General features: G+C 71.5%; 20 protein-coding genes and 2 pseudogenes. 15 read left to right on the forward strand and 7 right to left on the reverse strand.

The annotated features are described in order from the left end of the window. The 3 genes from FDO69_RS27420 to FDO69_RS27430 all read right to left on the reverse strand — a co-directional run. On the reverse strand, positions 1 to 670 hold a 670-nt coding region (locus FDO69_RS27420; RefSeq protein ID WP_104782802.1), incomplete at its 3' end, for a response regulator. Beyond that, on the reverse strand, positions 667 to 1,842 hold the full coding sequence (locus FDO69_RS27425; RefSeq protein WP_104782804.1) for a sensor histidine kinase: 1,176 nt from the start codon (positions 1,840 to 1,842) through the stop codon (positions 667 to 669). The genes FDO69_RS27420 and FDO69_RS27425, both read right to left, overlap by 4 nt. Positions 1,843 to 1,931: 89 nt before the next feature. Further along, a complete protein-coding gene (locus FDO69_RS27430) occupies positions 1,932 to 2,315 on the reverse strand; it encodes an ArsR/SmtB family transcription factor (protein WP_104782807.1) in 384 nt (127 codons plus the stop codon). Positions 2,316 to 2,412: 97 nt separating this feature from the next. On the opposite strand from FDO69_RS27430, the gene FDO69_RS27435 reads away from it, so the two are divergent. After that, on the forward strand, positions 2,413 to 3,693 hold the full coding sequence (locus tag FDO69_RS27435) for an MFS transporter (protein ID WP_234388138.1): 1,281 nt from the start codon (positions 2,413 to 2,415) through the stop codon (positions 3,691 to 3,693). Positions 3,694 to 3,729: 36 nt separating this feature from the next. On the opposite strand, the gene FDO69_RS27440 is transcribed toward FDO69_RS27435, so the two are convergent. After that, positions 3,730 to 4,050: a GYD domain-containing protein gene (locus FDO69_RS27440; RefSeq protein WP_104782810.1), complete on the reverse strand. Its 321-nt coding sequence runs from the start codon at positions 4,048 to 4,050 to the stop codon at positions 3,730 to 3,732. 408 nt (positions 4,051 to 4,458) lie between these two features. On the opposite strand from FDO69_RS27440, the gene FDO69_RS27445 reads away from it, so the two are divergent. The 9 genes from FDO69_RS27445 to FDO69_RS27485 all read left to right on the forward strand — a co-directional run bounded on the left by FDO69_RS27445 (position 4,459) and on the right by FDO69_RS27485 (position 14,937). Then, positions 4,459 to 6,510, forward strand: coding sequence for a flavin monoamine oxidase family protein (locus tag FDO69_RS27445; protein ID WP_104782813.1), 2,052 nt, complete (start codon positions 4,459 to 4,461; stop codon positions 6,508 to 6,510). Beyond that, positions 6,507 to 8,348, forward strand: a complete 1,842-nt coding sequence (locus FDO69_RS27450; protein WP_104782816.1) for a thiamine pyrophosphate-binding protein — start codon at positions 6,507 to 6,509, stop codon at positions 8,346 to 8,348. Before FDO69_RS27445 ends, FDO69_RS27450 begins: the two co-directional genes overlap by 4 nt. Beyond that, positions 8,341 to 8,850 (forward strand): inclusion body family protein, encoded by a 510-nt coding sequence (locus FDO69_RS27455; protein WP_104782819.1) that lies wholly within the window; start codon positions 8,341 to 8,343, stop codon positions 8,848 to 8,850. Before FDO69_RS27450 ends, FDO69_RS27455 begins: the two co-directional genes overlap by 8 nt. 119 nt (positions 8,851 to 8,969) lie before the next feature. Then, a complete protein-coding gene (locus FDO69_RS27460; protein WP_104782821.1) occupies positions 8,970 to 9,881 on the forward strand; it encodes a LysR family transcriptional regulator in 912 nt (303 codons plus the stop codon). 176 nt (positions 9,882 to 10,057) lie between these two features. Beyond that, positions 10,058 to 11,227: a CaiB/BaiF CoA transferase family protein gene (locus tag FDO69_RS27465; protein WP_104782823.1), complete on the forward strand. Its 1,170-nt coding sequence runs from the start codon at positions 10,058 to 10,060 to the stop codon at positions 11,225 to 11,227. Positions 11,228 to 11,246: 19 nt separating this feature from the next. Continuing rightward, positions 11,247 to 12,023: a crotonase/enoyl-CoA hydratase family protein gene (locus FDO69_RS27470; RefSeq protein ID WP_104782826.1), complete on the forward strand. Its 777-nt coding sequence runs from the start codon at positions 11,247 to 11,249 to the stop codon at positions 12,021 to 12,023. A 7-nt stretch (positions 12,024 to 12,030) separates the two neighbouring features. After that, complete coding sequence (locus tag FDO69_RS27475; RefSeq protein WP_104782829.1) at positions 12,031 to 12,777, forward strand: acetoacetate decarboxylase; 747 nt, start codon at positions 12,031 to 12,033, stop codon at positions 12,775 to 12,777. Continuing rightward, positions 12,774 to 13,733: a 3-hydroxyacyl-CoA dehydrogenase NAD-binding domain-containing protein gene (locus tag FDO69_RS27480; RefSeq protein WP_104782831.1), complete on the forward strand. Its 960-nt coding sequence runs from the start codon at positions 12,774 to 12,776 to the stop codon at positions 13,731 to 13,733. Before FDO69_RS27475 ends, FDO69_RS27480 begins: the two co-directional genes overlap by 4 nt. Position 13,734: 1 nt before the next feature. Next, complete coding sequence (locus FDO69_RS27485) at positions 13,735 to 14,937, forward strand: acyl-CoA dehydrogenase family protein (protein ID WP_104782834.1); 1,203 nt, start codon at positions 13,735 to 13,737, stop codon at positions 14,935 to 14,937. Between the two features lie 52 nt (positions 14,938 to 14,989). On the opposite strand, the pseudogene FDO69_RS27490 reads toward FDO69_RS27485, so the two are convergent. The 3 genes and pseudogenes from FDO69_RS27490 to FDO69_RS27500 form a co-directional block, all read right to left on the reverse strand. Further along, positions 14,990 to 15,145 (reverse strand): annotated as a pseudogene (locus FDO69_RS27490) (TetR-like C-terminal domain-containing protein); the annotation flags it as partial. Between the two features lie 145 nt (positions 15,146 to 15,290). After that, positions 15,291 to 15,566, reverse strand: a complete 276-nt coding sequence (locus FDO69_RS27495) for a hypothetical protein (RefSeq protein ID WP_104782837.1) — start codon at positions 15,564 to 15,566, stop codon at positions 15,291 to 15,293. Then, entirely contained in the window at positions 15,563 to 16,432 is an 870-nt protein-coding gene (locus tag FDO69_RS27500; protein ID WP_170320954.1) for a phytanoyl-CoA dioxygenase family protein, read from the reverse strand. Before FDO69_RS27500 ends, FDO69_RS27495 begins: the two co-directional genes overlap by 4 nt. 70 nt (positions 16,433 to 16,502) lie before the next feature. On the opposite strand from FDO69_RS27500, the gene FDO69_RS27505 reads away from it, so the two are divergent. The 5 genes and pseudogenes from FDO69_RS27505 (at position 16,503) to FDO69_RS27525 (ending at position 22,524) form a co-directional block, all read left to right on the forward strand. Further along, positions 16,503 to 17,288 (forward strand): AraC family transcriptional regulator, encoded by a 786-nt coding sequence (locus FDO69_RS27505; protein ID WP_104782839.1) that lies wholly within the window; start codon positions 16,503 to 16,505, stop codon positions 17,286 to 17,288. Positions 17,289 to 17,903: 615 nt separating this feature from the next. Then, on the forward strand, positions 17,904 to 19,124 hold the full coding sequence (locus tag FDO69_RS27510) for a cation:proton antiporter (RefSeq protein ID WP_234388139.1): 1,221 nt from the start codon (positions 17,904 to 17,906) through the stop codon (positions 19,122 to 19,124). Positions 19,125 to 19,674: 550 nt separating this feature from the next. Next, positions 19,675 to 20,118: a hypothetical protein gene (locus FDO69_RS27515; protein ID WP_104782842.1), complete on the forward strand. Its 444-nt coding sequence runs from the start codon at positions 19,675 to 19,677 to the stop codon at positions 20,116 to 20,118. A 31-nt stretch (positions 20,119 to 20,149) separates the two neighbouring features. Next, positions 20,150 to 21,298 carry an FAD-dependent oxidoreductase gene (locus FDO69_RS27520; protein ID WP_104782845.1) on the forward strand — a complete coding sequence of 383 codons (1,149 nt, stop codon included), beginning with the start codon at positions 20,150 to 20,152 and terminating at the stop codon, positions 21,296 to 21,298. A gap of 195 nt (positions 21,299 to 21,493) precedes the next feature. Next, positions 21,494 to 22,524, forward strand: a pseudogene (locus tag FDO69_RS27525) (alpha/beta fold hydrolase). Positions 22,525 to 22,553: the final 29 nt, after the last annotated feature.

Below are 22,553 nucleotides of genomic sequence, written 5' to 3' on the forward strand. Positions count from 1 at the left end.
CCCCCGGCGGGGGATCCCCGGCCGCGACGAGGCCCGTCTCGTACGCACAGATCACGGCCTGGATCCGGTCCCTGAGGCCCAGCTTCGCGAGCACGTTGCCGACGTGCGTCTTCACCGTGTGGTCGCTGACCACCAGCTCTGCGGCGATCTCGGCGTTCGACAGGCCCCGTGCGAGCAGCAGCAGCGTCTCGTGCTCCCGGGCGGTCAGGACGTCCAGCCGGGGATCGGGCCGGCGGTTGCGGGCGGCGGCGGGCCGGGTGTACTGCTCCACCAGGCGCCGGGCGACGGAGGGGGCGAGCAGCGAGTCGCCCCGGGCGACGACCCGCACGGCGTGCACGAGGTCGTCCCGGCGGACGTCCTTCAGCAGGAAGCCGCTCGCGCCCGCGTGCAGCGCGTCGTACACGTACTCGTCGGAGTCGAAGGTCGTGAGCATCACCGTCCGGCAGTCACCGGACCCGCTGATCGTGCGGCAGGCCTCGATGCCGTCCACGCGGGGCATCCTGACGTCGAGCAGCGCCACGTCGGGTGCGAACCGCCGTACCGCGTCGACGGCCTCGCCGCCGTCGGCCGCTTCGGCGACGACCTCGATGTCCGGCTGTGCGTCCAGGATCATCGCGAAGCCGCTGCGTACGAGTTCCTGGTCGTCGGCGACGACGACACGGATCGTCATCGCCCCGCCTCCGCCGCCGCGTTGGGCACGGGAATCCGCACCCGCACCCCGAACCCCCGCCCGTCCGCGCCGGGCCCCGTGTCCGCGCTGCCCCCGTGCGCCGCCGCCCGCTCCCGCATCCCGGCGAGCCCGTGCCCGCCCCGCCGGGACACCCCTCGCGGCCCTTTCCCGTCATCGATCACTGAGACCCCTAACTCGCTTGTCATGTAGGACAATTCAACATGCACCGTCCGTGCGTCCGCATGCTTGAGGGTGTTGGTCAGGGCCTCCTGGACCACCCGGAAGACGGTGGCCCCGACGCCCTCCGGAACGGGCCGGACGTCCCCGACGGCCCGGTACGTCACGTCGAGCCCGCTCCCGCGCACCCGGTCCAGGAGGCCGGGCAGGGCGGCGAGTCCGGGCTGCGGCTCGCGCGGGGTGGCGGAACCGGGCTCGTCGGCGCCTTCCCGCAGCACACCCAGCATGTTCCGCAACTGGGCCATGGCGTCCCGCCCGGTCGCGGAGATGGCGTCGAAGGCGGCCACGGCCCGCTCGGGCGCGGCACGTACCGCCACCGGTCCGGCCTCGGCCTGCACGATCATCAGGCTCACGGCGTGGGAGAGGATGTCGTGCATCTCCCGTGCGATCCGGGCCCGTTCGCGTGCGGCGGCCTGTTCGGCCTCGACGCGGTGGGCCCGCTGCCGGGCGTCGGTCAGCCGCCCGGACACGTAGGCGGCGGCGAACACGAAGAGCGAGAAGGTCAGTTCACGGGCCGACCGGGTGTTGAGCCACACCCCCACCGGCACGGCGACCAGCAGCACGGCGCCGGCGACGAGCCGTTTGCGCGCCGAGGACAGCGCGGCGATCGTGTGGACGACGACGAGCCCGGTGTACGGCAGCGGCTGCCCGGGCCCGTCCAGGGTGAACCGGTACAGGGCGCTCGTGGCCAGCACCGCGAACAGCACGGCGACGGGCGCGCGCCGCCGCCAGACCAGGGGTACGACGGTGAGGGTGCTCAGCCCGTAGGCGCCCCAGGTCGCCGGTGGCAGCCCGGGCGCGCGCGGGACGAGGAACGGCATGGTCATCGCAGCCTGCACCAGGAGCGCGAGGCCGATGTCGACCAGAAGCGGGTGGGCCGTCGCCAGGGCCCTGCCCCGCTCCCACCACCCGCGCCATTGCCCTCGTATGCCCATGGCGGCGTACGCCTCCCCTCGCGTGCGGCCCGACTCCCGAAACCGTAACGGGGGCGATGGCCTCACGCGCCGGAAGGACAAGCCCTGTTTCAGGGCGAGTCAGGCGGTGTCCACGCCGCGACCAGGTTCACCAGCCCCGGGAAACGGGCGTTCAGGTCGTCCACCCGGACGTGGCTGCGGCGTTCCAGGCCGTACTGGCGCTGGCGGGTGACGCCGGCCTCGCGCAGCGCCTTGAAGTGGTGGGTGAGGGAGGACTTGGGGCGGTCGAGGCCGAACCAGCCGCAGGAGTGGTCGAACGCCTCCGACTCGAGCAGGAGTTTGCGCACGATCCGCAGCCGCAACGGGTCGCTCAGCGCGCCCAGCACGGTCTCCAGCCGCAGCTCCCCGACCGCCGGCTCGGGCAGCGGATCCGGCAGGTTCTCCGGCTCCGGCACCACCTTGACGACCGGCGCCCGTCGAACCGTCGCAGACATGGCCAGCTCCCTTTCACCCAGATCCTATGTACGAGTTCAATCGTACTGCATGCTAAGTTCGAATGGACTCGTACTTAGCTCGCCGGAGGGAGCACCCATGCCGCAGAGCCGGACCCTGTCCGCCGGGACGGTGGACGAACAGCAGGCCGCACCACCGGAGCCGGCCACGCCCGCGCCACCGGAGCCGCCCTCGGCCCGCGCCCCCACCTGGTGGGTGTGGCTGGCGGCCTGGCCGGTCACCGCCGTCTTCGTGCTGTCCAACGCGGCGACCCCGCTGTACGTGCTGTGGCAGCACGACATCGGGTTCTCCAAGGGCACCCTGACCGTCGTCTTCGCGTCCTACATCGTCGGACTGCTCGGCTCGCTGCTCGTGTCGGGCGTCGTCTCCGACCGGCTGGGACGCAAGTCCGTGCTGCTGCCCGCCCTCGCGCTCGCCCTGGCCGCCTGCGCGATCTTTGCGACCGCCACGACGGTCGCCGCACTGATCGTCGCCCGGCTGTTCACCGGCATCGCCGTCGGCGCGGTCGTCTCCGCCGGCATGGCCGCCGTGACGGACGTGGCGGGCCCCGAGCGCAAGCGGCTGGCCGCGCTGCTGGCCTCCTGCGCGATGGTCTTCGGCGCCGGCCTCGGCCCGCTGCTGGCCGGCCTGCTGTCCGAGACGCTCCCGGCCCCCACCGCCACCGTCTTCGTCGTCGAGGCGGTCCTGCTGTTCACGGCCGTCCTCGCCGTGCTGCGCATGCCGGTACGCCGTCCCGCCGCCCGCGGCAAGGGCGCCTGGGTGCGCGTGCCCGACGTCCCGAACGGCAACGGCATCCACCTCACCCTCGGCATCGCGGTGTTCGCCCCCGGCATCACCGCCACGTCCTTCGTGCTGTCGCTGGGCCCCACCCTGCTGACCGAACTGCTCGGCACCACCAGCCGGATCGTCGCCGGAGCCATGGCGTTCGTCATGTTCCTCGCCGCCACCGGCGTCCAGTTCGCCGTGCGGAAGCTGCCCCGGCGCACCATCCTGACCGCCGGTGCGATCAGCACCACCCTCGGCATGGCCGCGCTGATCGCCGCCGTGCACGCCTCGTCGGTCGTGCTGCTCGTCGCCTCCGCCCTGCTCGCCGGGGCCGGCCAGGGCATGGGCCAGCTCGGCGGTCTGTCCCTGCTCAACTCCACCGTTCCGGCGCAGCGCCTCGCCGAGGCCAACGCCGCGCTGAACGTGGGCGGTTACATCCCGGCCGGCCTGCTTCCGGTGTCCACGGGCTACCTCATGGACGCGGTGGGGCTACCGACCGGCGCGACCCTCTTCGGCACCGTCCTGATGGGCCTGGCCGTCGTCGGCGGCCTCGTCGTCCTCTCCGGCCACCGCCGGCTGCCCGAGCCGGCGTGACGGGTTTCGGCGACCTCGTCGCGGGCGTGCGCCCCCTCACGCCCCGGCTGCCCGGAAGGTGACCTCCCGGCGGACGGCCTCGTCGATCTCCTCGACGGTCAGCAGCGGCGTCGCCCGGGTGCGGACGGTCCCGCTGGCCTTGACGGTGAGGCTGACGGCGGCCATGGAGACGCTGTCGGGGAAGTCGACGATCATCACGACGTCGTCGTCCCCGAAGGCGAAGTACATCGCCTCGACCCGCCCCCCGAGCCCGCTGACGACCTGCTCCACGGCGGCCCGGCGCCCACTGCCTCCTTCTCCGAGCAGGCCCTTGGTGCCTTCGGTGGTGTAACCGGCCTGAATGAGGAACTTCGGCATGACCGTGTGCCGCCCATCGCTTGTCGGGTGTGCGGTATGCCTTCCCGGCGCGTCGGCGGTCGTCCTGCACGCCGGGCCCACATTCACCCGTTGGCAGCCCTCGGGACGTCCCCTCGCACCGGTCCTGCCTCATGCCCGCGGATACGGGAACCGGCCGTCGGGGAACGCACCGCTTCGCAACTGCTGGCGTGACCTCGACCGTCGGGGTTTTCAGGACGTCCATATTCCGCGAATGAATATTCGAACCGACTTCGTTTTTCCTTCCCTTCCGTCCCTGGTGGAACATCCGTTCTCGCAAGGAGCGGAAGGGCCTGTCGAAATTCCGCCCGGCTGCGCACGTGTTTATTTCAGGTCGTTGTTCTCCGGGGTATCCGGGAAACCGTTCCGGCATATCTACGATCGCTGGCTATGACCGACTTACCTCGGGACGACTCCGCCGCCCGCGCCCGCTGGCAGACCTGCCTCGAGCTGGCCCGCGAACTCCTCCTCGTCGGGCCGGACGGGGAGGACCTCAAGCTCGACTACCTGCACACCTTGATCGACACGGGCCGCCTCGGCCCCACCCGCCACCCGCGCAAGAAGATACTCGTCGTCGGTGCCGGAATCACCGGACTCGTCGCCGGGCGACTGCTCAAGGACGCCGGCCACGACGTCACGATTCTGGAGGCCAACGCCAGTCGCGTCGGCGGGCGAATAAAAACCTTTCGCACCACCGGACACCATCGGCCTTTCGACGACCCCGCCCAGTACGCCGAAGCCGGTGCGATGCGGCTGCCGGACTTCCACCCGCTCGTTCTCGCCCTGGTCGACAAACTCGGCCTCGGTCGCCGCCAGTTCTACAACGTGGACATCGATCCGGAAACCGGCAGCGGCCCCGATGTCGCGCCGCCCCCGGTGACGTACACGTCCCCCACCGGCCGGACATGGACCTACGGCGACGACAGCCCCGAATTCCGCGAGCCCGGCAAGCGCGGAAACTCCTGGATCCGCACCAACCGCGTCCAGGTCAGGCGCTCCGACTACGCGAGCAGGCCCGAGCGGATCAACGAGGGCTTCCACCTCACCGGCGACGAAGTGCGCGCCCCCGTCGTGAAGATGGTCGACGAGGCACTGGAGACCGTGCGCGACCACTACTCCGACGTCGTCGACGGCAAGCGCGTCAACAAGCCGTACGCCGAGTGGGTCCAGGGCTGGGCCCGGGTGATCCGGGACTTCGACGGCTACTCCATGGGCGGCTTCCTGCGCGACCACGCCGGCCTCAGCGACGAGGCGATCGAGGCCGTCGGGACCCTGGAGAACATGTCCTCGCGGCTGCACCTGTCGTTCTTCCACAGCTTCCTCAGCCGCAGCGACATCGACCCCGGCGTCCGCTACTGGGAGATCCCCGGCGGCAGCTGGCGCCTCCCGCACGCCCTGCACCAGGGCCTGCGCGAGGAGGTGCGGCTCGGGCACCGCATGATCCGGCTGGAGTACCACGACCCCAGCCGCGACACCGACCCGGAGGGCACCGGCGTCGTCGGACCCGACGGCTGGGGTGTGGCCGTGCAGACCGTCGCCGAGGACGATCCACAGGCCCCGCCCCGGCTGTGGACGGCGGACCTGGCGATCGTCACCGTCCCCTTCTCCGCCCTGCGCTTCGTGGAGATCGTCCCGTCGATGTCGTACAAGAAGCGCCGCGCGATCATCGAGACCCACTACGACCAGGCCACCAAGGTGCTGCTGGAGTTCAGCCACCGGTGGTGGGAGTTCACCGAGGACGACTGGCGAGAGGAGCTGGACCGGATCTCGCCGGGGCTGTACGAGTACTACCGGCAGACCGGTCCGGGTCTGACACTCGCCGAGACGGACAGCGGGCCCCTCCTCACCTTCTCCGGCGGGACCACCGAACTGCTCGGAGCCGCCGTCAAGGACGGCAGCGTCACCGGGGAGATGCGGGAGCTGAACGGCAGCCTGCCGCTGCGCGGCCCGGCCGCCCGCCCCGCCACCCACTGCTTCGGCGGAGGCTCGGCCGCCGACAACCCCAACCGGTTCATGTACTACCCGTCGCACCGGGTCGAGGGCAGTACGGGCGGTGTCCTCCTCGCCTCCTACTGCTGGTCCGACGACGCCGCCCGCTGGGACTCCATGCGCTCCTCCGAGCGCTACGTCTACGCCCTGCGCAACCTCCAGGCCCTGCACGGCCGCCGTATCGAGGTGTTCTTCACCGGGCGCGGCGCCACCAAGAGCTGGGCCCGCGACCCGTACGCCTTCGGCGAGGCCGCCATCTACACCGCGCACCAGATGACCAGCTTCCACCTGGACGTCTCCCGGCCCGAGGGCCCGGTGCACTTCGCCGGCGAGCACACCTCCCTCAAGCACGCCTGGGTCGAGGGCGCCCTGGAGAGCGCGGTCCGCGCCGCCCTCGCCGTCCACCGTGCCCCCGCCGTCACCACCCCGGGTGCGGAAAGGGAGGGGTCGTGATCGCGATCAGCCCGCCGTGCACGGTCGCCCGCTATCTCGCACTCAGGCTGGCCGAGCTGGGCATCACCCACCTGTTCGGCGTGCCCGGCAACCACCTCGGCCCGTTCCTGACGACCCTGCGGGCCGAGGGCGACATCGAGTGGGTCGGCACCCCGACGGAGGGCGGCGCGGGCCAGGCCGCCGACGCCTTCGCCCGGATCCACGGCGTGGGGGCGGTGGCCGTCACCTACAGCGTCGGGGCGTTCAACCTCCTCAACGCCTGCGGAGGCGCCTACGTCGAGCAGGTCCCGCTGATCGCCGTCAACGCCTCACCGCCCTACGAGCAGTGGCAGAACCACCGCGCCCTCGGCCTGCTCACCTCGCACATGAGCCCCCGCGCCGAGAGCAACCTGGAGGCCTACCGGCAGGTGACCGTCGACGCGCAGGTCATCTCCAACCCGGGGCTCGCCCCGGGCCAGATCGACGCGGCGCTCACCGCGTGCCTCTCCGAGCGCAGGCCCGTCTACCTGGAGGTCATGGAGGACCTCTGGGACGAGCCCTGCCCCGAACCCGAGACGCCGCTGGTGCGCCGCGACCGGCCGTTCGGCACACGCAACCAGCCCATGCTGGACAGCGCCGTCCAGGCGGTCCTCACCCTCGTCGAGGAGCATCCGGGCCCGGACGGCAGGCCCCGCCCGATCGTCTGGGCCGGCGAGGAGATCGACCGGTTCCGGCTCGCCGGACAGCTCACCGACCTGGTGGAGGCCACCGGGGTGCCGTTCTGCACCACCGTCGGCGCCAAGGCCGTCGTCGACGAGGACCTGCCGCAGTTCCACGGCGTCTACAACGGCCGTGCCAGCCACCCGGACGTGCACGGCGTCTTCATGGACTGGGCCACCTGCCGGATCGGCCTCGGCGCCTGGTCCACGTCGAAGAACCTGGGCGGAGAGCAGTCCGTGGGCGGCGACTGGGTGATGGCCGCGCACGGCGGCGTCAGCGCCGGCACCACGTACTTCCCCGACGTGCGGCTCGAACAGCTGCTGCCCGCCCTCCAGGACGCACTGGTCAAGGCATACGGCTCCGGGGGCCTGGCGGCCGACTACTACGCCGAGTCCCACGCCCACCACGGCCCGCGCGGCCACCGCCCGGCGGCCCTGGAGCACCACCGCGCCTCGCTCCGCGCCGCCCGCTCCGGCCACCGGCGCTCCGAACACCTGACCTACGACGGCGTCTTCGACCGGATCAACCACTTCCTGAACCACGAGAGCGCGGACGACTGGACGGTCGTCTCCGACGCGGCGTTCTCCCTCATCGGCTCGATGAACCTGTCCCTGCCCGCGGGCGGGTTCCTCTCCCAGGTCAGCTGGCTGTCCATCGGCTGGTCGGTCGGCGCGGCCACCGGAGCGGCCCTCGCCCCCGAGCGCGCGGACGCCCGCCCCATGGTGTTCGTCGGGGACGGCGCCTTCCAGGAGACCTGCCAGGAGCTCTCCACCCACACCCGGCTCGGGCTCCGTTCGGTGGTGTTCGTCATGGACAACGGCCACTTCTACGGCATCGAGCAGATGCTGGTGCACCCGTCGTACTACGCGGACCGGGACCGCGAACCGGACCACTACAACGTCCTCCACCCCTGGCACTACGACCGCCTCGCGGACGTCTTCACCGGCCGGGACACCCCCGCCAACGGGGTGGCCATCGCGCGCACGGCGGACCTGGACGACCTCCTGGACCGCCTCGCCGACCCGGCCGACCCGCTCAACGCCGGACCGCTGCTGGTCCGGGTCCGTCTGCACCGGCACGACTATCCGAGGGCCATGGCCTACAAGGTCCCCCACGAGAAGGAGCAGTCGCATGGCTGATCTCAACGTCCTGATCGCGTTCGACGCGGCGACGATCGTCGAGCGGAACCCGGGCGCGTCCCGCAACCCCGACGCGCCGACCCAGGTCGACCAGAGCCTGATCTACATGACGACCCGCCACGACCACATCGTCGGCACGTCCGGTGCCGAGCTGAACCTGCGGGCCGAGCCGGGCGACAGCATCCGGTGGCGCGAGACGACCCTCTCCCTCGGCAGCGACTACAAGGCCCTGCTCTACCGGTACGTCAGCAGCGACCCCCAGCACCAGCTCATCCGCACCCCGGAGATCGAGGTCGTCGACGGCGTCTACCCCCTGCCGAAGGAGGGCACGGAAGGCAGGCCGGAATTCGAGACCCAGCGCTACGCGGACCACTACTGGCGCACGACCGTCAAGAGGCCCGGCAAGGTCGTGTACCACTTCTCCTTCCAGATCCTCGACCGCCACCGGCAGTTGCGGGGCTATTTCCAGTGGGACCCCTTCATCACGATCGAAGAGGCCTGACGTCTCCGGGCGGCTGACGTCTTTGGCCGCATGACGTCTGAGGGTGCCTGACGTCTCCGGTCGTCTGACGTCTCCGGCTGCGGGGAGAGGGCAGGGGCGCAGCGGCTAGGCTTGATCCCGTGGAGCTCCTGCACCTGCGCTATTTCCTCGCCGTCGCCCAAGAGCTGAACTTCTCCACCGCGGCCCGCAAACTGCACATGGCGGCCTCCCCGTTGAGCCGGCGGATCAAGGACCTGGAGAACGAGGTCGGGCACCGGCTGTTCGACCGGGACACCCATCACGTACGGCTCACCGCGGCCGGCAACGCGCTGCTGCCGATCGCCCGCGGGGTGCTGGAACAGGTCGACTCCATCCGGTGGCGGCTGGACGAGACGGCCCGGCCGCAGCGCACCACCCTGCTGCTCGGCGTGCCCACCGGCGTCCATCCCGACCTGCGGGAACGGATGGGCGCCTTCGCCGAGCGGGTGGGCGAACGGTTCGAGATCAAGCGCTGGCCCGGCGGTACCGACCGGCTCGTCGAGGCGGTGTGCGACGGCAGACTGGCGCTGAGCCTGGCCAGGCTCCCGGTCGGCGCCGACCCGGCGCTGGAACAGCTGCCGGTGATGTCGGAGCGGCTCGGCGCGGTCGTGCCCCGGGACCGGTTCGAGGGGCGCGAGTCCGTCGCCCTCGCGGAACTGGCGGAGCTCGCCTACGCGGGCTCCCCGACGGCGGTGACCAACGCCTACTTCCGCGGCCTCGACCAGCAGCTCGCCGAACTCGGCATCAAGAAGCGCATCGAATTGGGCAGCGCCACGTTCGAGGGAATCTCCGAAATAGTGTCCAGCGGTCTGGCGTTCTCCATTTCCATGCTGGATTCCAGAAGTCCGGTCCAGAATTACCGTCTCGACAATGTCGCCATCCTTCCCTTCTCCGATTTCCACCCTCGTCTGGAGACCGGGCTGATCTGGCGCAAGGACCGGGCGGACGGCGGTGACCTGCAAGAAGTCGTGGCGGTGGCCCGCGAGGTCTTCGCCGCGCCGCTCCACTCATAACCACGCTCGTAACCACATCCATAACCACCCCAAAACCTCCACGAAAAGCGGTATGACCACTGCGGTCATACCGCTTTTCGTTATTCGGTCACACCGTTCGTTTCCATTCGGAGACCCGCCGCGCTAACTTAGTTTCTAGATACACACACATGGCGAGCGAAGGAGTGAAGAAACCGATGACGGACAGCACCGACACCGTCGCCGGCCCGCTGCAGGGCGTCCGCGTGATCGACCTCTCGACCGTGGTGATGGGCCCCTACGCCGCCCAGATCCTCGGTGACCTGGGCGCCGACGTGATCAAGATCGAGTCGCCGGCCGACACCGTACGCGTGGGCCACTACAAGACCACCCCGGGCATGACCCCGCTGAACCTCAACGTCAACCGCAACAAGCGCAGCGTCGCCCTCAACCTCAAGGACGACACCGACCGCGAGCGCGCACTGCGGCTGATCGACACCGCGGACGTGCTGATCACCAACATGCGCCCCGGCGCCCTGCACCGCCTGGGCCTGTCCTACGAGGACATCGCCGCCCGCAACCCCGGCCTCGTCTACGCACACGCCCAGGGCTTCCGCAGCGACTCGGACCGGGCCGGGAACGCCGCGTACGACGAGACCGTGCAGGCCGCCTCCGGCCTGGTCGACATCGCCGACCGGGCACTCGGCGAGCCCGTCTACCTGCCGACCATCATCGGCGACAAGGTCTCCTCGCTGACCATCGCCTACAGCGTGCTGGCCGCCCTGCTGCACCGGAACAACACCGGCCAGGGCCAGCTCATCGAGATCCCGATGACCGACACCCTGATCGCGTTCAACCTGGTCGAGCACCTCGCGGGACACACCCACGTGCCCGAGACCGGCCCCACCGGCTTCGCCCTGTCGATGCTGAAGGGCCACAAGGCCGTGCGCACCAAGGACGGCCTGGCCTGCGTCATGCCGTACAACCCGCACAACTACCGGGACTTCTTCACCGCCGCCGGACGCCCGGACCTCGCCGAGGACCCGCGCGTGAACGGCGACGCCATCGACAGCGCCGACCACGAGGACCTGGCCGAGCTGCTGGCGACCTGCGCCACGGCACTGACCACCGACGAGTGGGCCGAGGTGTGCGCCAAGCACAGCATCCCGATGGCCCCGGTGCTGGAACTCGACCGCGCCCACGACGACCCCTACGTCCGTGACGGCCACCTGCTCGACAGCGTCGAGCACCCGACCGAGGGCACGGTCCGCACCATCGGCATCCCGCTGCGCTTCTCCGCCACCCCCGGCTCGATCCGCCGCCTCGCGCCGGTCGCGGGCCAGGACACCGAGGACGTCTTCGCCGAACTCGACGCCGCCACCCGCTGATTGCCACAGGAGGACAGTCATGAGCACCCCCACACCTCCCGTCGTGCGCACCGAACGCATCGGCTCCACCCTGCTGATCACCCTCGACCGTCCCGAGGCCCGCAACGCCGTGAACGCGGCGACCGCCACCGCGCTGGCCGCCGCACTCGACGAGCTGGAGGCCGACCCCACCCTGCGGGTCGGCGTCCTGACCGGCGAGGGCGGCACGTTCAGCGCCGGCATGGACCTCAAGGCCGCCCTGCGCGGCGAGTCGCCCGAGGTCGAGGGCCGCGGATTCGGCGGCCTGACCGAATCCCGGCCGGACAAGCCCCTCATCGCCGCCGTGGAGGGCTTCGCCATGGGCGGCGGCTTCGAACTGGCCCTGGCCTGCGACCTGATCGTCGCCGCCGAGGACGCCCGGTTCGGTCTGCCCGAGGTCAAGCGCGGCCTGATCGCCGCGGGCGGCGGAGTCATCCGGCTGCCCCAGCGCATCCCGCACCACCTCGCGATGGAGTTCCTGCTGACCGGCGAGCCCGTCGACGGCCGCCGGGCCGGCGAACTGGGCCTGGCCAACCGGGTCACCGCGAAGGGGCAGGCCGTCGCCGAGGCGCTCCGGCTGGCCGAACGGGTCGCGGAGAACGCCCCGCTCGCCCTCAGGGCCGTCAAGCGCGTCGTGCGCGCCGCCGACGGAGCGTCCGACGAGGAGGCCTTCGCCTTCCAGCGCACCCAGATGAAGACCCTGATGGCCTCGGACGACGTGCGCGAGGGCATGACCGCCTTCGCCGAGCGCCGTCCCGCACAGTGGACCGGGCGGTGAGCCGGACATGAAGGCCGCAGACGTACGACAGCACGTCACCACCCCCCTCGCCGGCCCGGCGTACGCGCCGATGGTGCCGCGGTTCACCGACCGCGAGTACCTCAACGTCGTCTACCGCACCGACCCCGACGCCCTGCGGGCCGTCGTCCCCGAACCCCTGCGGATCGACGAGCCGCTGGTCCGGTTCGAGGTCATGAAGATGGGCGACGTCACCGGATACGGCCCCTACACCGAGGCCGGCCAGGCGATCCCCGTGAGCTTCGAGGGCGAGCAGGGCGAGTACCTGCACACGATGCACCTGGACAACTTCCCGGCGACCGCCTCGGGCCGCGAGGTCTCCGCCTACCCGAAGGTCATCGGCTCCCCGGCGCTCTTCGTCGACTCCGGCGCGCTCGTCGGCACCCTCGACCACGGCAGCCTGCGGGTCGCCACCGCGACCATGGGCTACAAGCACCACGAGCTGGACCGGGCCGAGGCCGAGGCGCAGATCACCGTGCCGACCTTCATGCTCAAGACGATCCCCGGCTACGACGGTCTGCCGCGTGTGCAGGAACTCGTCCGCACCCGCATCACCGACGTCACCGTCAAGGGCGCCTGGACCGGCCCCGCCCGGCTCCAGCTGTTCCAGCACGTGCTCGCCCCGCTGGCCGACCTGCCGGTGCTGGAGGTCGTCTCCGCCAGCCACATCCTCACCGACCTGACGCTGGCAGGCGTCGAGCCGGTCCACGACTACCTGAAGGGAGCCGCGTCATGACCCGCGCCTTCCGCACCGCCGCGGTGATCGGCGCCGGGACCATCGGTCTGTCCTGGGCGACGCTGTTCGCCGCGCACGGCCTGACCGTCCGGGTGAGCGACCCGCGCCCCGACCTCGCCGAGGCCGTGGACGAGGCCCTGACGACGTACGCCCCGCATCTGGCCGCCCGCGGCCTGGACGTCACCGGCCTCGCCGACCGCGTGCACATCGCCGCCGACGTCACCGAGGCCGTCCGGGACGCGGACGTCGTCCAGGAGAACGGCCCCGAGCGGGCCGAGTTCAAGAAGGACCTGTTCGCCACCCTCGCCCGTGAGGCACCCGCGCACGCCCTGCTGCTCAGCTCCTCCTCGGCGATCCCGTCGACCGCGTTCACCGGGGAGCTGTCCGACGAGGCCGCCGCCCGGGTCCTGATCGGCCACCCCTTCAACCCGCCGCACCTGGTCCCGCTCGTCGAGGTCGTCCCCGGGACACGCACCGGCGAGGACGCCGTGCTGGACGCGGTGGACTTCTACACCTCGGTCGGCCGCACTCCGGTCGTCGAGCGCAAGGAGATCCCCGGCTTCGTCGGCAACCGCCTGCAGAACGCCCTCAGCCGCGAGGCCGCGTACCTGGTCCAGGAGGGTGTCGTGACCCCCGAGGACCTCGACAGGGTCGTGATCAATTCGCTGGGCCTGCGCTGGGCGACGGTCGGGCCGTTCCTCGGCGCGCACCTGGGAGGCGGACCCGGCGGTTACCGGCACCTGGTCGAGCACATCGGCAAGTCGATGCAGCAGACGGGGGCGGGGCTCGGCACCCCGTCGCAGAACAAGGAACAAGAGGAAGCACAAGAACGGCTCATCGAAGCCGTGGAAAAGGCCTACGGCTCCTCCACGTACTCGGAACTCACCGGGACGCGCGACCGCAGGCAACTCGCTGTCCTGGCAGCCCTGGACAGCGCGGACAAGGAGGAGAACTGAGATGACCGCCACCATGGAACCGCTCGAGGACCAGCTGACCGCCGACTTCTACCACTACGAGTCGCTGCTGCCGGACGACGAGCGGGGGCTCCTGCTCAGGGCCCGCGCCCTGATGCGCGACGAGGTCAAGCCGCTGGTGAACGAGAACTGGGCCAGGGACCAGTTCCCGAAGGAGCTCCTCGGCCTGTTCCGCGACAGCGGCCTCGCGGGCCTCCCCTACGAGGGCTACGGCGAGCACCGTCCCGCCGTCAGCAATCTGCTCAGCGGCACGATGGCCATGGAGATGGCCCGCACCGACGCCTCGGTGTCCACCTTCTTCGGCGTCCACAACGGCCTTGCCATGTACTCCATCTACTCCGGCGGCGACCAGGAGCAGCGCGACCGCTGGCTGCCGGAGATGGCCGCCATGGACAAGATCGGCGCGTTCGCCATGACCGAGCCGCTCGGTGGGTCCGACGTCGCGGGCGGCATGCGCACCACCGCCAAGCGCGAGGGCGACACCTGGGTCCTGAACGGCGCCAAGAAGTGGATCGGCAACGCCACCTTCGCGGACTACGTCGTGGTGTGGGCGCGCGACCTCGACGACAACCACGTCAAGGGCTTCGTCGTGGAGAAGGGCACGCCCGGCTTCGACCCGGTGAAGATCGAGGGCAAGATCGCCTTCCGGATCGTGGAGAACGCCGAGATCACCCTGACCGACGTCCGGGTGCCGGAGGCCAACCGCCTGCAGAACATCAACTCCTTCCGCGACGTCGCCGAGATCCTTCGTGCGACCCGCGCGGGAGTGGCCTGGCAGGGGCTCGGTGTCATGATCGGCGCCTACGAAGTGGCCCTGGACTACGCCCGGGAGCGCCGCCAGTTCGGCCGCCCGATCGGCGGCTTCCAGCTGGTGCAGGATCTGCTGGTCAAGAGCCTCGGCAACATCACCGCCTCCTGGGGCATGATGGTGCAGCTCGCCCGGCTGCAGGACGCCGGCATCTTCCGCGACGAACACTCCTCCCTGGCCAAGGCGTTCGTCACCTCCCGGATGCGGGAGGTCGTGGCCTGGAGCCGTGAGATCTTCGGCGGCAACGGCATCCTGCTGGACCACGACATCGCCCGCTTCTTCGCCGACGCCGAGGCGATCTACTCCTTCGAGGGCACCCGCGAGATGAACACCCTGATCGTCGGCAAGTCGATCACGGGCCAGAGCGCCTTCGTCTGACCGCCGGCACGCACCAGGACGAATCGACCCCGGGTCTTCACCCGGGGTTTCGTCATGTCGGCCCGGATGCGGCCGGGCCCGCCACGTCGTCGAGTTCGGCGGTGAAGAGGCGGGCCGGATCGAAGCCCATCCCTGTGAAGTGGCCCGCCAGTTCCAGTGACAGGACGCCGTGCAGGCGGGTCAGGCGGGTCCAGATGGCCAGGGCCCGGTCCTCGTTCCTTGACTTGCTCCTCGGGCTGACCCGAGGTCTCGGCAGCGGGCCCGCTGCGGAAGGGGCCGGCGATCGGTGAGGGCCTCGACACCTGGCTGCGCGACCTGAAGGCCACCGCCGAAGCCCGCTCCGGCGGCCGGCCTCACTGGGACACGAGCTTCTCGAAGAAGAACTCGTGCTTGAGGAACGACGTCGCGTGCTCCGCCCCCGGATACGGCGGAATGAGCGGGGACGCCTGAAAGAGCCGCCAGCCGTCCTCCAGGGCGCCGACCCCCGTCCCGTACGGGGGCTCGTCGCTGTCGCCGGTCGTCGGGCGGGTCGCGCCCGTGCCGTCGTAGCGGGCCCAGCCGACGACCCGGGAGTCGAGGGCGGAGTTGTCGAGGTAGAGGACGAGGACCTGCTGCCGGGTGGTGGTCATGCGGTGCTCCCCTGTGCGGTGGGCGCGGCGGTTGCGGCGGTTGCGGTGGGCACGGCGGATGCGCCGGGCCGGTTGGCGATGCGGGTGGCCCAGTGCTCGATGTCGAAGCCGGGGTCGGCGGACAGGGAGCGCCACAGCAGGACCCGGTTGTGGATCTCCAGCCGCCCGGTGGCCTGCTCGTACCAGGGGAAGAAGCGCCCCAACTCCTCGCGCACGGCCGGGGAATCCAGGTCCCGGGTGTCCCACAGCCGCACCTGCGGCACCGTCGGGTTGAAGCGGATCTTGTACATGTGACGGACGGTGTCGCTGTCGTTGCGCCGACCGCCGTGCCAGATGCCGTGGTGGAGCAGGAGCACGGTCCCGGCCGGGCAGGTCAGCCGGGTCTGGCCGCGCAGGTTCTGGTAGCGGCCGGTGTCGGACTCGTTGATGCGGCGCAGATGGCTGCCCGGGACGACGAGCGTGCCGCCCATGTCGGCGGTCACCTCCTGCGGGTAGTACATGAGTTGCACGTCGAACGCGTCGGGCCGCACATCGATGAGGGCGTCGGCGTGCAGCGCCTGGGCACTGCCCTCATGGGGCATGCGGACGTGGACGAAGTGGTGGTCGATCTCCGGATCGGGCCCTACCAGACTCTCCAACGCGCCTGCCACCACCGGCAGTTCGAGGAGCCGGCGGGTGAAGGAAGCCTCGGGGAACGCCGTCGGCACCGGAGTGCCGTACGGCACGGCGGGCAGCGTCCCGGCGGCGAAGAGACCGAGCGCCTCCTCGTTCATCTCCCGGGGCACGACGCCGTCGAGGCGCAGGAAACCGTGGGCCGTGAACCGCGCCACCTCGGCGGAGCTCAGCAGCTGTTTGGTGGTTGACATGACGCAACCGTAGAAGCCTGAGGACCTGCCGTCGTGGGGTGTAATCAGCAATCACTGGTAATTTTCCACCATGCCGACCTTCGTGGAACTGCCCCTCGACCTGCCGCCCGACGTCGTGCACGCGGGCGTGGGCGTGCACGGCTCGGCCGGCCCGCACGAGGTCTTCCGCCTCCCGCACCTGTGGCAGCTCCACCTCTACGGCTACTCCGGCACCCTGGAGTTCGCCGACGCCCGGCATCCGATCCGCCCCGGCCACCTCAGCCTCGTACCGCCCGGCACGGAGGTGCACTTCCACTACGACGCCCCGCGCTGCGAGCACCTGTACGCCCACTTCCGGCTGCCGGGCGACGGGGAGCGGCGCAGGCTCCCGGCGATGCAGGACGCCGGTGCGGAAGCGGCCGGCTTGAGCGCACTGCTGCGCCAGACGATCGCGGCGAGCGCCCAGTCCCCGGCCCGGGCCTCCGCCGAACTGTGGACGGTGCTGTGGCGCGCGACGGGCCTGGCCGAGGCCGCCGTATCGCCCTCCGAGGCCCGGCACCCGGCGCTGCGGGCGGCCATGGCCCATATCGAGGAGCACCTGGCCGACCCGCTGAGCGTTCCCGGGATCGCCCGGGTCGCGGGGGTGTCGCACACGCACCTGACCCGGCTGTTCCGCGAGGGCACCGGGCGCACGGTGGTCGGTTACGTCCGGCGCCGCCGCATGGAGCGCGCCCGTCACCTGCTCGTCGCGTCGACGCTGGCGATCCCGGCCGTCGCGGCGACGGTCGGCATCCCCGACCTCCAGGCCTTCAACAAGACCTGCCGCAAGGAACTCGGCGCGTCCCCGCGGGTCGTGCGGCGGGCCGCGGGGGCATGAGGGACAGCGGGGCACGAGGGCAGCGGGGCGTGAGGGGCAGCGGCCCGTCACCGGATTGCCGGCCGTCACCTTCAGAACTGCTGCGCGATCAACAGGCGTTGGCGTGCGCTAGGATTCTTTACCGAGTCATTACGCTCGGTTGAGCGTGGCCGCGCACAGTCGTTCGGCCGGCTCGGTACGACGACACAGTGGCCGCCCGGTCTCCGGGCCGGCGTGAGGGGGGCGTGACATGAGGCGAGTGGTGCCCGTCCGCGTCCACAACGCCGCCCGTGACGGCGTCCCCGATACCGGCCGCGCCGCATAGCGGTCTTCCTGCGCGTGACGCGTGACGTCCGCCCGTGATGCCTGCCTGAGACGCCTGACCTTCACGGCGTGACATGGCATGTCACACGTACCCCCGGCCGATGACGGCCGGAGCGGAGCGGGCCGCCGATGACGGCCGAGCGGAGCGGACCGCCGACGCCGCACACCGCGTGGCCGGCCCGGGCCCCGTCACACGGCGCACGAGATCACGCCCCTCCCCCCTCTCCTCTCCCCGCCCACCGAGCCGTACCCCCGGGCGCTCACGCCCCTGGCACAGACGCCGCAGACCCGATCACCGGAGGTCAGACGCCCGTGCACGACACCACCGCCATGCTCATCGAACTCGGGGCGATCATCCTCGCCCTGGGGCTCCTGGGACGCCTCGCCGGACGGGTGGGCTTCTCACCGATACCCCTGTACCTGCTGGCCGGGCTCGCCTTCGGCCAGGGCGGCATCCTGCCGCTGCGGGCCAGCGAGGAGTTCGTCGCCACCGGAGCCGAGATAGGCGTCATACTCCTGCTGCTCCTGCTGGGCCTGGAGTACAGCGCCTCCGAACTGGTCACCACGCTGAAGACCCAATATCCCTCCGGGGTCGTCGACTTCGTCCTCAACGCCGCGCCCGGGGCCGTGATGGCGTTCCTGCTCGGCTGGGGGCCGGTGGCCGCCGTCGCCCTGGCCGGGGTCACCTGGATCTCCTCGTCCGGGGTCATCGCCAAGGTGCTGGGCGACCTGGGGCGGCTCGGCAACCGCGAGACGCCGGTCGTCCTCGGTGTGCTGGTCCTGGAGGACCTGGCCATGGCGGTCTATCTGCCGATCCTCACCGCCCTGCTGGCCGGGGCGGGCCTCGCGGGCGGCGCGGTCACGCTGCTGATCTCGCTGGGCACGGTGGGCGCCGTCCTCTACGTGGCGCTGCGGCACGGCCGTCTGGTCAGCCGCGCGGTGTCCTCGGACAGCGCCGAGATGCTGCTGCTGGCCGTCCTCGGTCTGACCCTCCTCGTCGCCGGGCTCGCCCAGCAGTTGCACGTCTCCGCCGCCGTCGGCGCGTTCCTGGTCGGCATCGCCCTGTCCGGCGAGGTCGCCGAGGGCGCCAGCAGCCTCCTCACCCCGCTGCGGGACCTGTTCGCCGCGGTGTTCTTCGTCTTCTTCGGGCTGCACACCGACCCCGCCGCCATCCCGCCCGTGCTGCTGCCCGCGCTCGCCCTGGCCGCCGTCACCACCCTGACGAAGATCGCCACCGGCTGGTGGGCCGCCCGCCGCGCCGGGATCTCGCCCCGGGGCCGCTGGCGCGCGGGCGGCACGCTGGTCGCCCGCGGCGAGTTCTCCATCGTCATCGCCGGACTCGCCGTCGGCGCCGAACCCCGCATCGGCCCCCTGGCCACCGCCTACGTCCTGATCCTGGTCGTCCTCGGCCCGCTCGCCGCCCGCTGGACCGAGCCCCTCGCCCGCCGCGTCGCCCGCCGCCCGGCCCACCGGACACCGACGGCCGAACCGGTCGCCGAGACGCCCAAGGCGACCGCGGCCGCCCGCCCTTGAGCCGGGGAGCTGGTGTCCGGACGCCAAGGCGCCCACGGTTGCACGCCTTTGAGTGGGTGAGCAGCCGTCCAGACGCCCAAGGGAACTGCGGCCGCCCGCCCTTGAGCCGGGGAGCTGGTGTCCGGACGCCAAGGCGCCCACGGTTGCACGCCTTTGAGTGGGTGAGCAGCCGTCCAGACGCCCAAGGGAACTGCGGCCGCCCGCCCTTGAGCCGGGGAGCTGGTGTCCGGACGCCAAGGCGCCCACGGTTGCACGCCTTTGAGTGGGTGAGCGGCCGTCCGGACGCCCAACGCGACCGCGGCCGCCCGCCCTTGAGCCGGGGAGCTGGTGTCCGGACGCCAAGGCGCCCACGGTTGCACGCCTTTGAGTGGGTGAGCGGCCGTCCGGACGCCCAACGCGACCGCAGCCGCCCGCCCTTGAGCCGGGAGCGGCTGTCCGGATTGGCTGTTCTCCCCAGGAGGGCTTGCTGGCACTCTGACGAGCACCCCGGGAGTCGGCAGCGGCCGCCGGGGGAGAATTCCGTCCAGGAGGACCGGAAGGAAGCGCCAGCATGATCGAGTGGAAGCCCCTGGGCACCGGAGCCCGGCCCGTACCCCAGCCCGTGGCCACACCGCTGGTCTGGGCCGGGGCCGGGGCCGGGGCACTGGTGCTGGTCGCGCTCCTCAACACCGCGGTGGGGCCGTACCGGCCCGAACTGGCCCTGCCCGCCCTGTCCGTGCTGGCCGCCCTGCTGGGGCTGTGCGCACGCTTCACGGCCGCTCCCGGAACGGCCCTGTTGTGCTGGCTGTTCCTCAACGGCTTCGCCATACCGCCCGCGGGCGTCCTCACCTGGGCAGGCCATCGCGACACCACCTGGCTGGCCTGCCTGTTCACCGCCGCCCTCATCGGCACGGGTCTGGCCCGCCTCGTCCACGCCCGCGCCGCCTACCGGCGCCTGGTCCCCGGACGCTCGCGCTCCGACTGCGCGGCGGGCGACGGACCGTACGATTCCTGACGCCGGGCCGGCAACCGAAGGGGGATCGGACGTGGGGCGGTTACTCGTCATCGGCGGTGGCGCCGCCGGTACCGCGGCGGCGCTCGCGCTGCACAAGGCCGGGTTCGAGGTCACGGTCTTCGAGGCGCATCCCGACGCGGCCGAGGACATCGGCGCGTTCCTCACCCTGGCGAGCAACGGCATGCGCGCCCTCGCGCAGATCGACGCGGCGGCGGCGGTCACCGCGCTCGGTTTCCCGCTGACCGGGATGCGGATGCTCGACGCCTCGGGCACCGAGCGGGCGTCCAGGCCGCTCGGGGAAGCGGAGGACCCGGTCCTGCGGTTCCGGTGCCTGCGGCGCGGCGACCTCAACGTCGCGCTCCAGGCCGAGGCGGCCCGCAGAGGCATCCCGATCCGGCACGGCGCCCGCCTCGTCTCCGTCCACGAAGGCCCGGACTCCGTCACCGCGCACTTCGCCGACGGCCGCACCGCCACCGGCGACCTGCTCATCGGCGCCGACGGCCTGAACTCCACCGTGCGACGCTCGATCGCCCCCACCGCCCGCCCCCGGTACGCGGGGGAGCAGGTCTTCTACGGCCGCACCGCCGACGCGCCCCGCCTCGCGGCGGACGGCCTCATCACCTTCGTCCGCGGCAAAACCGTCGCCTTCGGCCACACGGCCTCTCCCGCGGGTGAGACGTTCTGGTTCGCCCGCGTCGCCGGAGACCCGCTGTCCCCCGAGGAGTTCGCGAACGGCACACCGGCCCGCCGCCGCGACCTCCTTCTGGCGCTGCTGCGCGAGGACGCCACCCCGGCCGCCGGGATCGTCGCGGCCACGGCCGGGGATGTGCTGGTCACCAACGCCACGGAACTGCCCGGGGGAATGCGCTGGCGCTCCGCGCGCTGCCTGCTCATCGGCGACGCGGCCCACGCGGCCTCCCCGGCCACCGGCCAGGGGGCCTCCATGGCCCTGGAGGACGCCGTCGTCCTGGCCAAGTCCCTGCGCGACGCGCCGGACCGCGACACCGCCCTGACCACCTACGAGACCCTTCGCCGCCCTCGTGTGGAACACAACATCACCGTCAGCGGCGACATCTCCCGTGGCACCCACGCCCGCCCGCCCGCACCGGCGCCCCGCCCCGGTGACGAGGACCTGATCCGGCTGCTGGAGTGGGACCGGTCGCTGACCGACGCGCGCTGAGGCCGGGGGCATGACCGCTCTCCTTCGTCACCGTTGCAACCGGTGTCGACGCGAGGGTATTTCACCTCAACAGCCTTCAAAAAACGCCTCCATGGATGCTGGGCACATTGTGCATCACCCCTTTGACAGGTGACGGACTGCGTGTCACAGTCGGTCGACGCATCAGCCCGTGCACGTCACACCACGGAGGTCCATGTGATCGGCAGGCGCAGTTTCGGCAAGGTTCTGGGAGTGGGCGCGGGCGTGGTGGCCGCGGACCGGCCGGGCCGTGGAGCGCCTCCGCCGCGGCTGCGTCCGCCGCCGCCGTCCCCGGCGCACACCGCGCGTTTTCGCGGATCAGGCAGGTCAGGGCCGGTGTCCTGGACGTCGGCTACGCCGAACTGGGGCCGACCCACGGCCCCGTGGTCATCTGCCTGCACGGCTGGCCTTACGACATCCACAGCTACGTCGACGTCGCCCCGCTGCTGGCCGGGCAGGGGTACCGGGTGATCGTCCCGTACCTGCGCGGCCACGGCACGACGCGCTTCCTGTCCGCACGGACCTTCCGCAACGCCCAGCAGTCGGCGATCGCCATGGACGTCGTCGCGCTGATGGACGCCCTGAAGATCGAGCGGGCGGTGCTGGCCGGCTTCGACTGGGGCTCACGCACCGCCGACATCGTCGCCGCGCTCCGGCCCGAACGCTGCAAGGCCCTGGTGTCGGTGAGCGGCTACCTCGTCACCAACCTGGAGGCCAACCTGAAGCCGCTGGCGCCCAAGGCCGAACTCGCCTGGTGGTACCAGTACTACTTCTCCACCGAGCGGGGCCGGCTCGCCCTGGAGGACAAGGACCTGCGCCACGACCTGACCCGGCTCGTCTGGGACACGGTCTCCCCGACGTGGGACTTCGACGACGCGACCTTCGAGCGCACCGCGGCGGCCTTCGACCACCCCGACTACGCGGCCATCGTGGTCCACAACTACCGCTGGCGGCTGAGCCTCGCCGACGGGGAGCGCCGCTACGACGCACTGGAGAAGCGGCTCGCCGCCCGCCCCACGATCTCCGTCCCCACCCTCACCCTCGACGCCGAGCGGGACCCCTTCACCGCTCCGGGTGACGGCGCCTCGTACCGCGACAGGTTCACCGGCCCCTACGAGCACCGCACGCTGCCCGGCATCGGCCACAACGTGCCGCAGGAGGCGCCCGCCGCCTTCGCGCGGGCCGTCACGGACGCCGACCACCTCTGAGGCTTGCCGCTCGATGGGTCACCGGTCAG

This window comes from Streptomyces tibetensis, from assembly GCF_007655005.1.
Taxonomy (GTDB): domain Bacteria; phylum Actinomycetota; class Actinomycetes; order Streptomycetales; family Streptomycetaceae; genus Streptomyces; species Streptomyces tibetensis.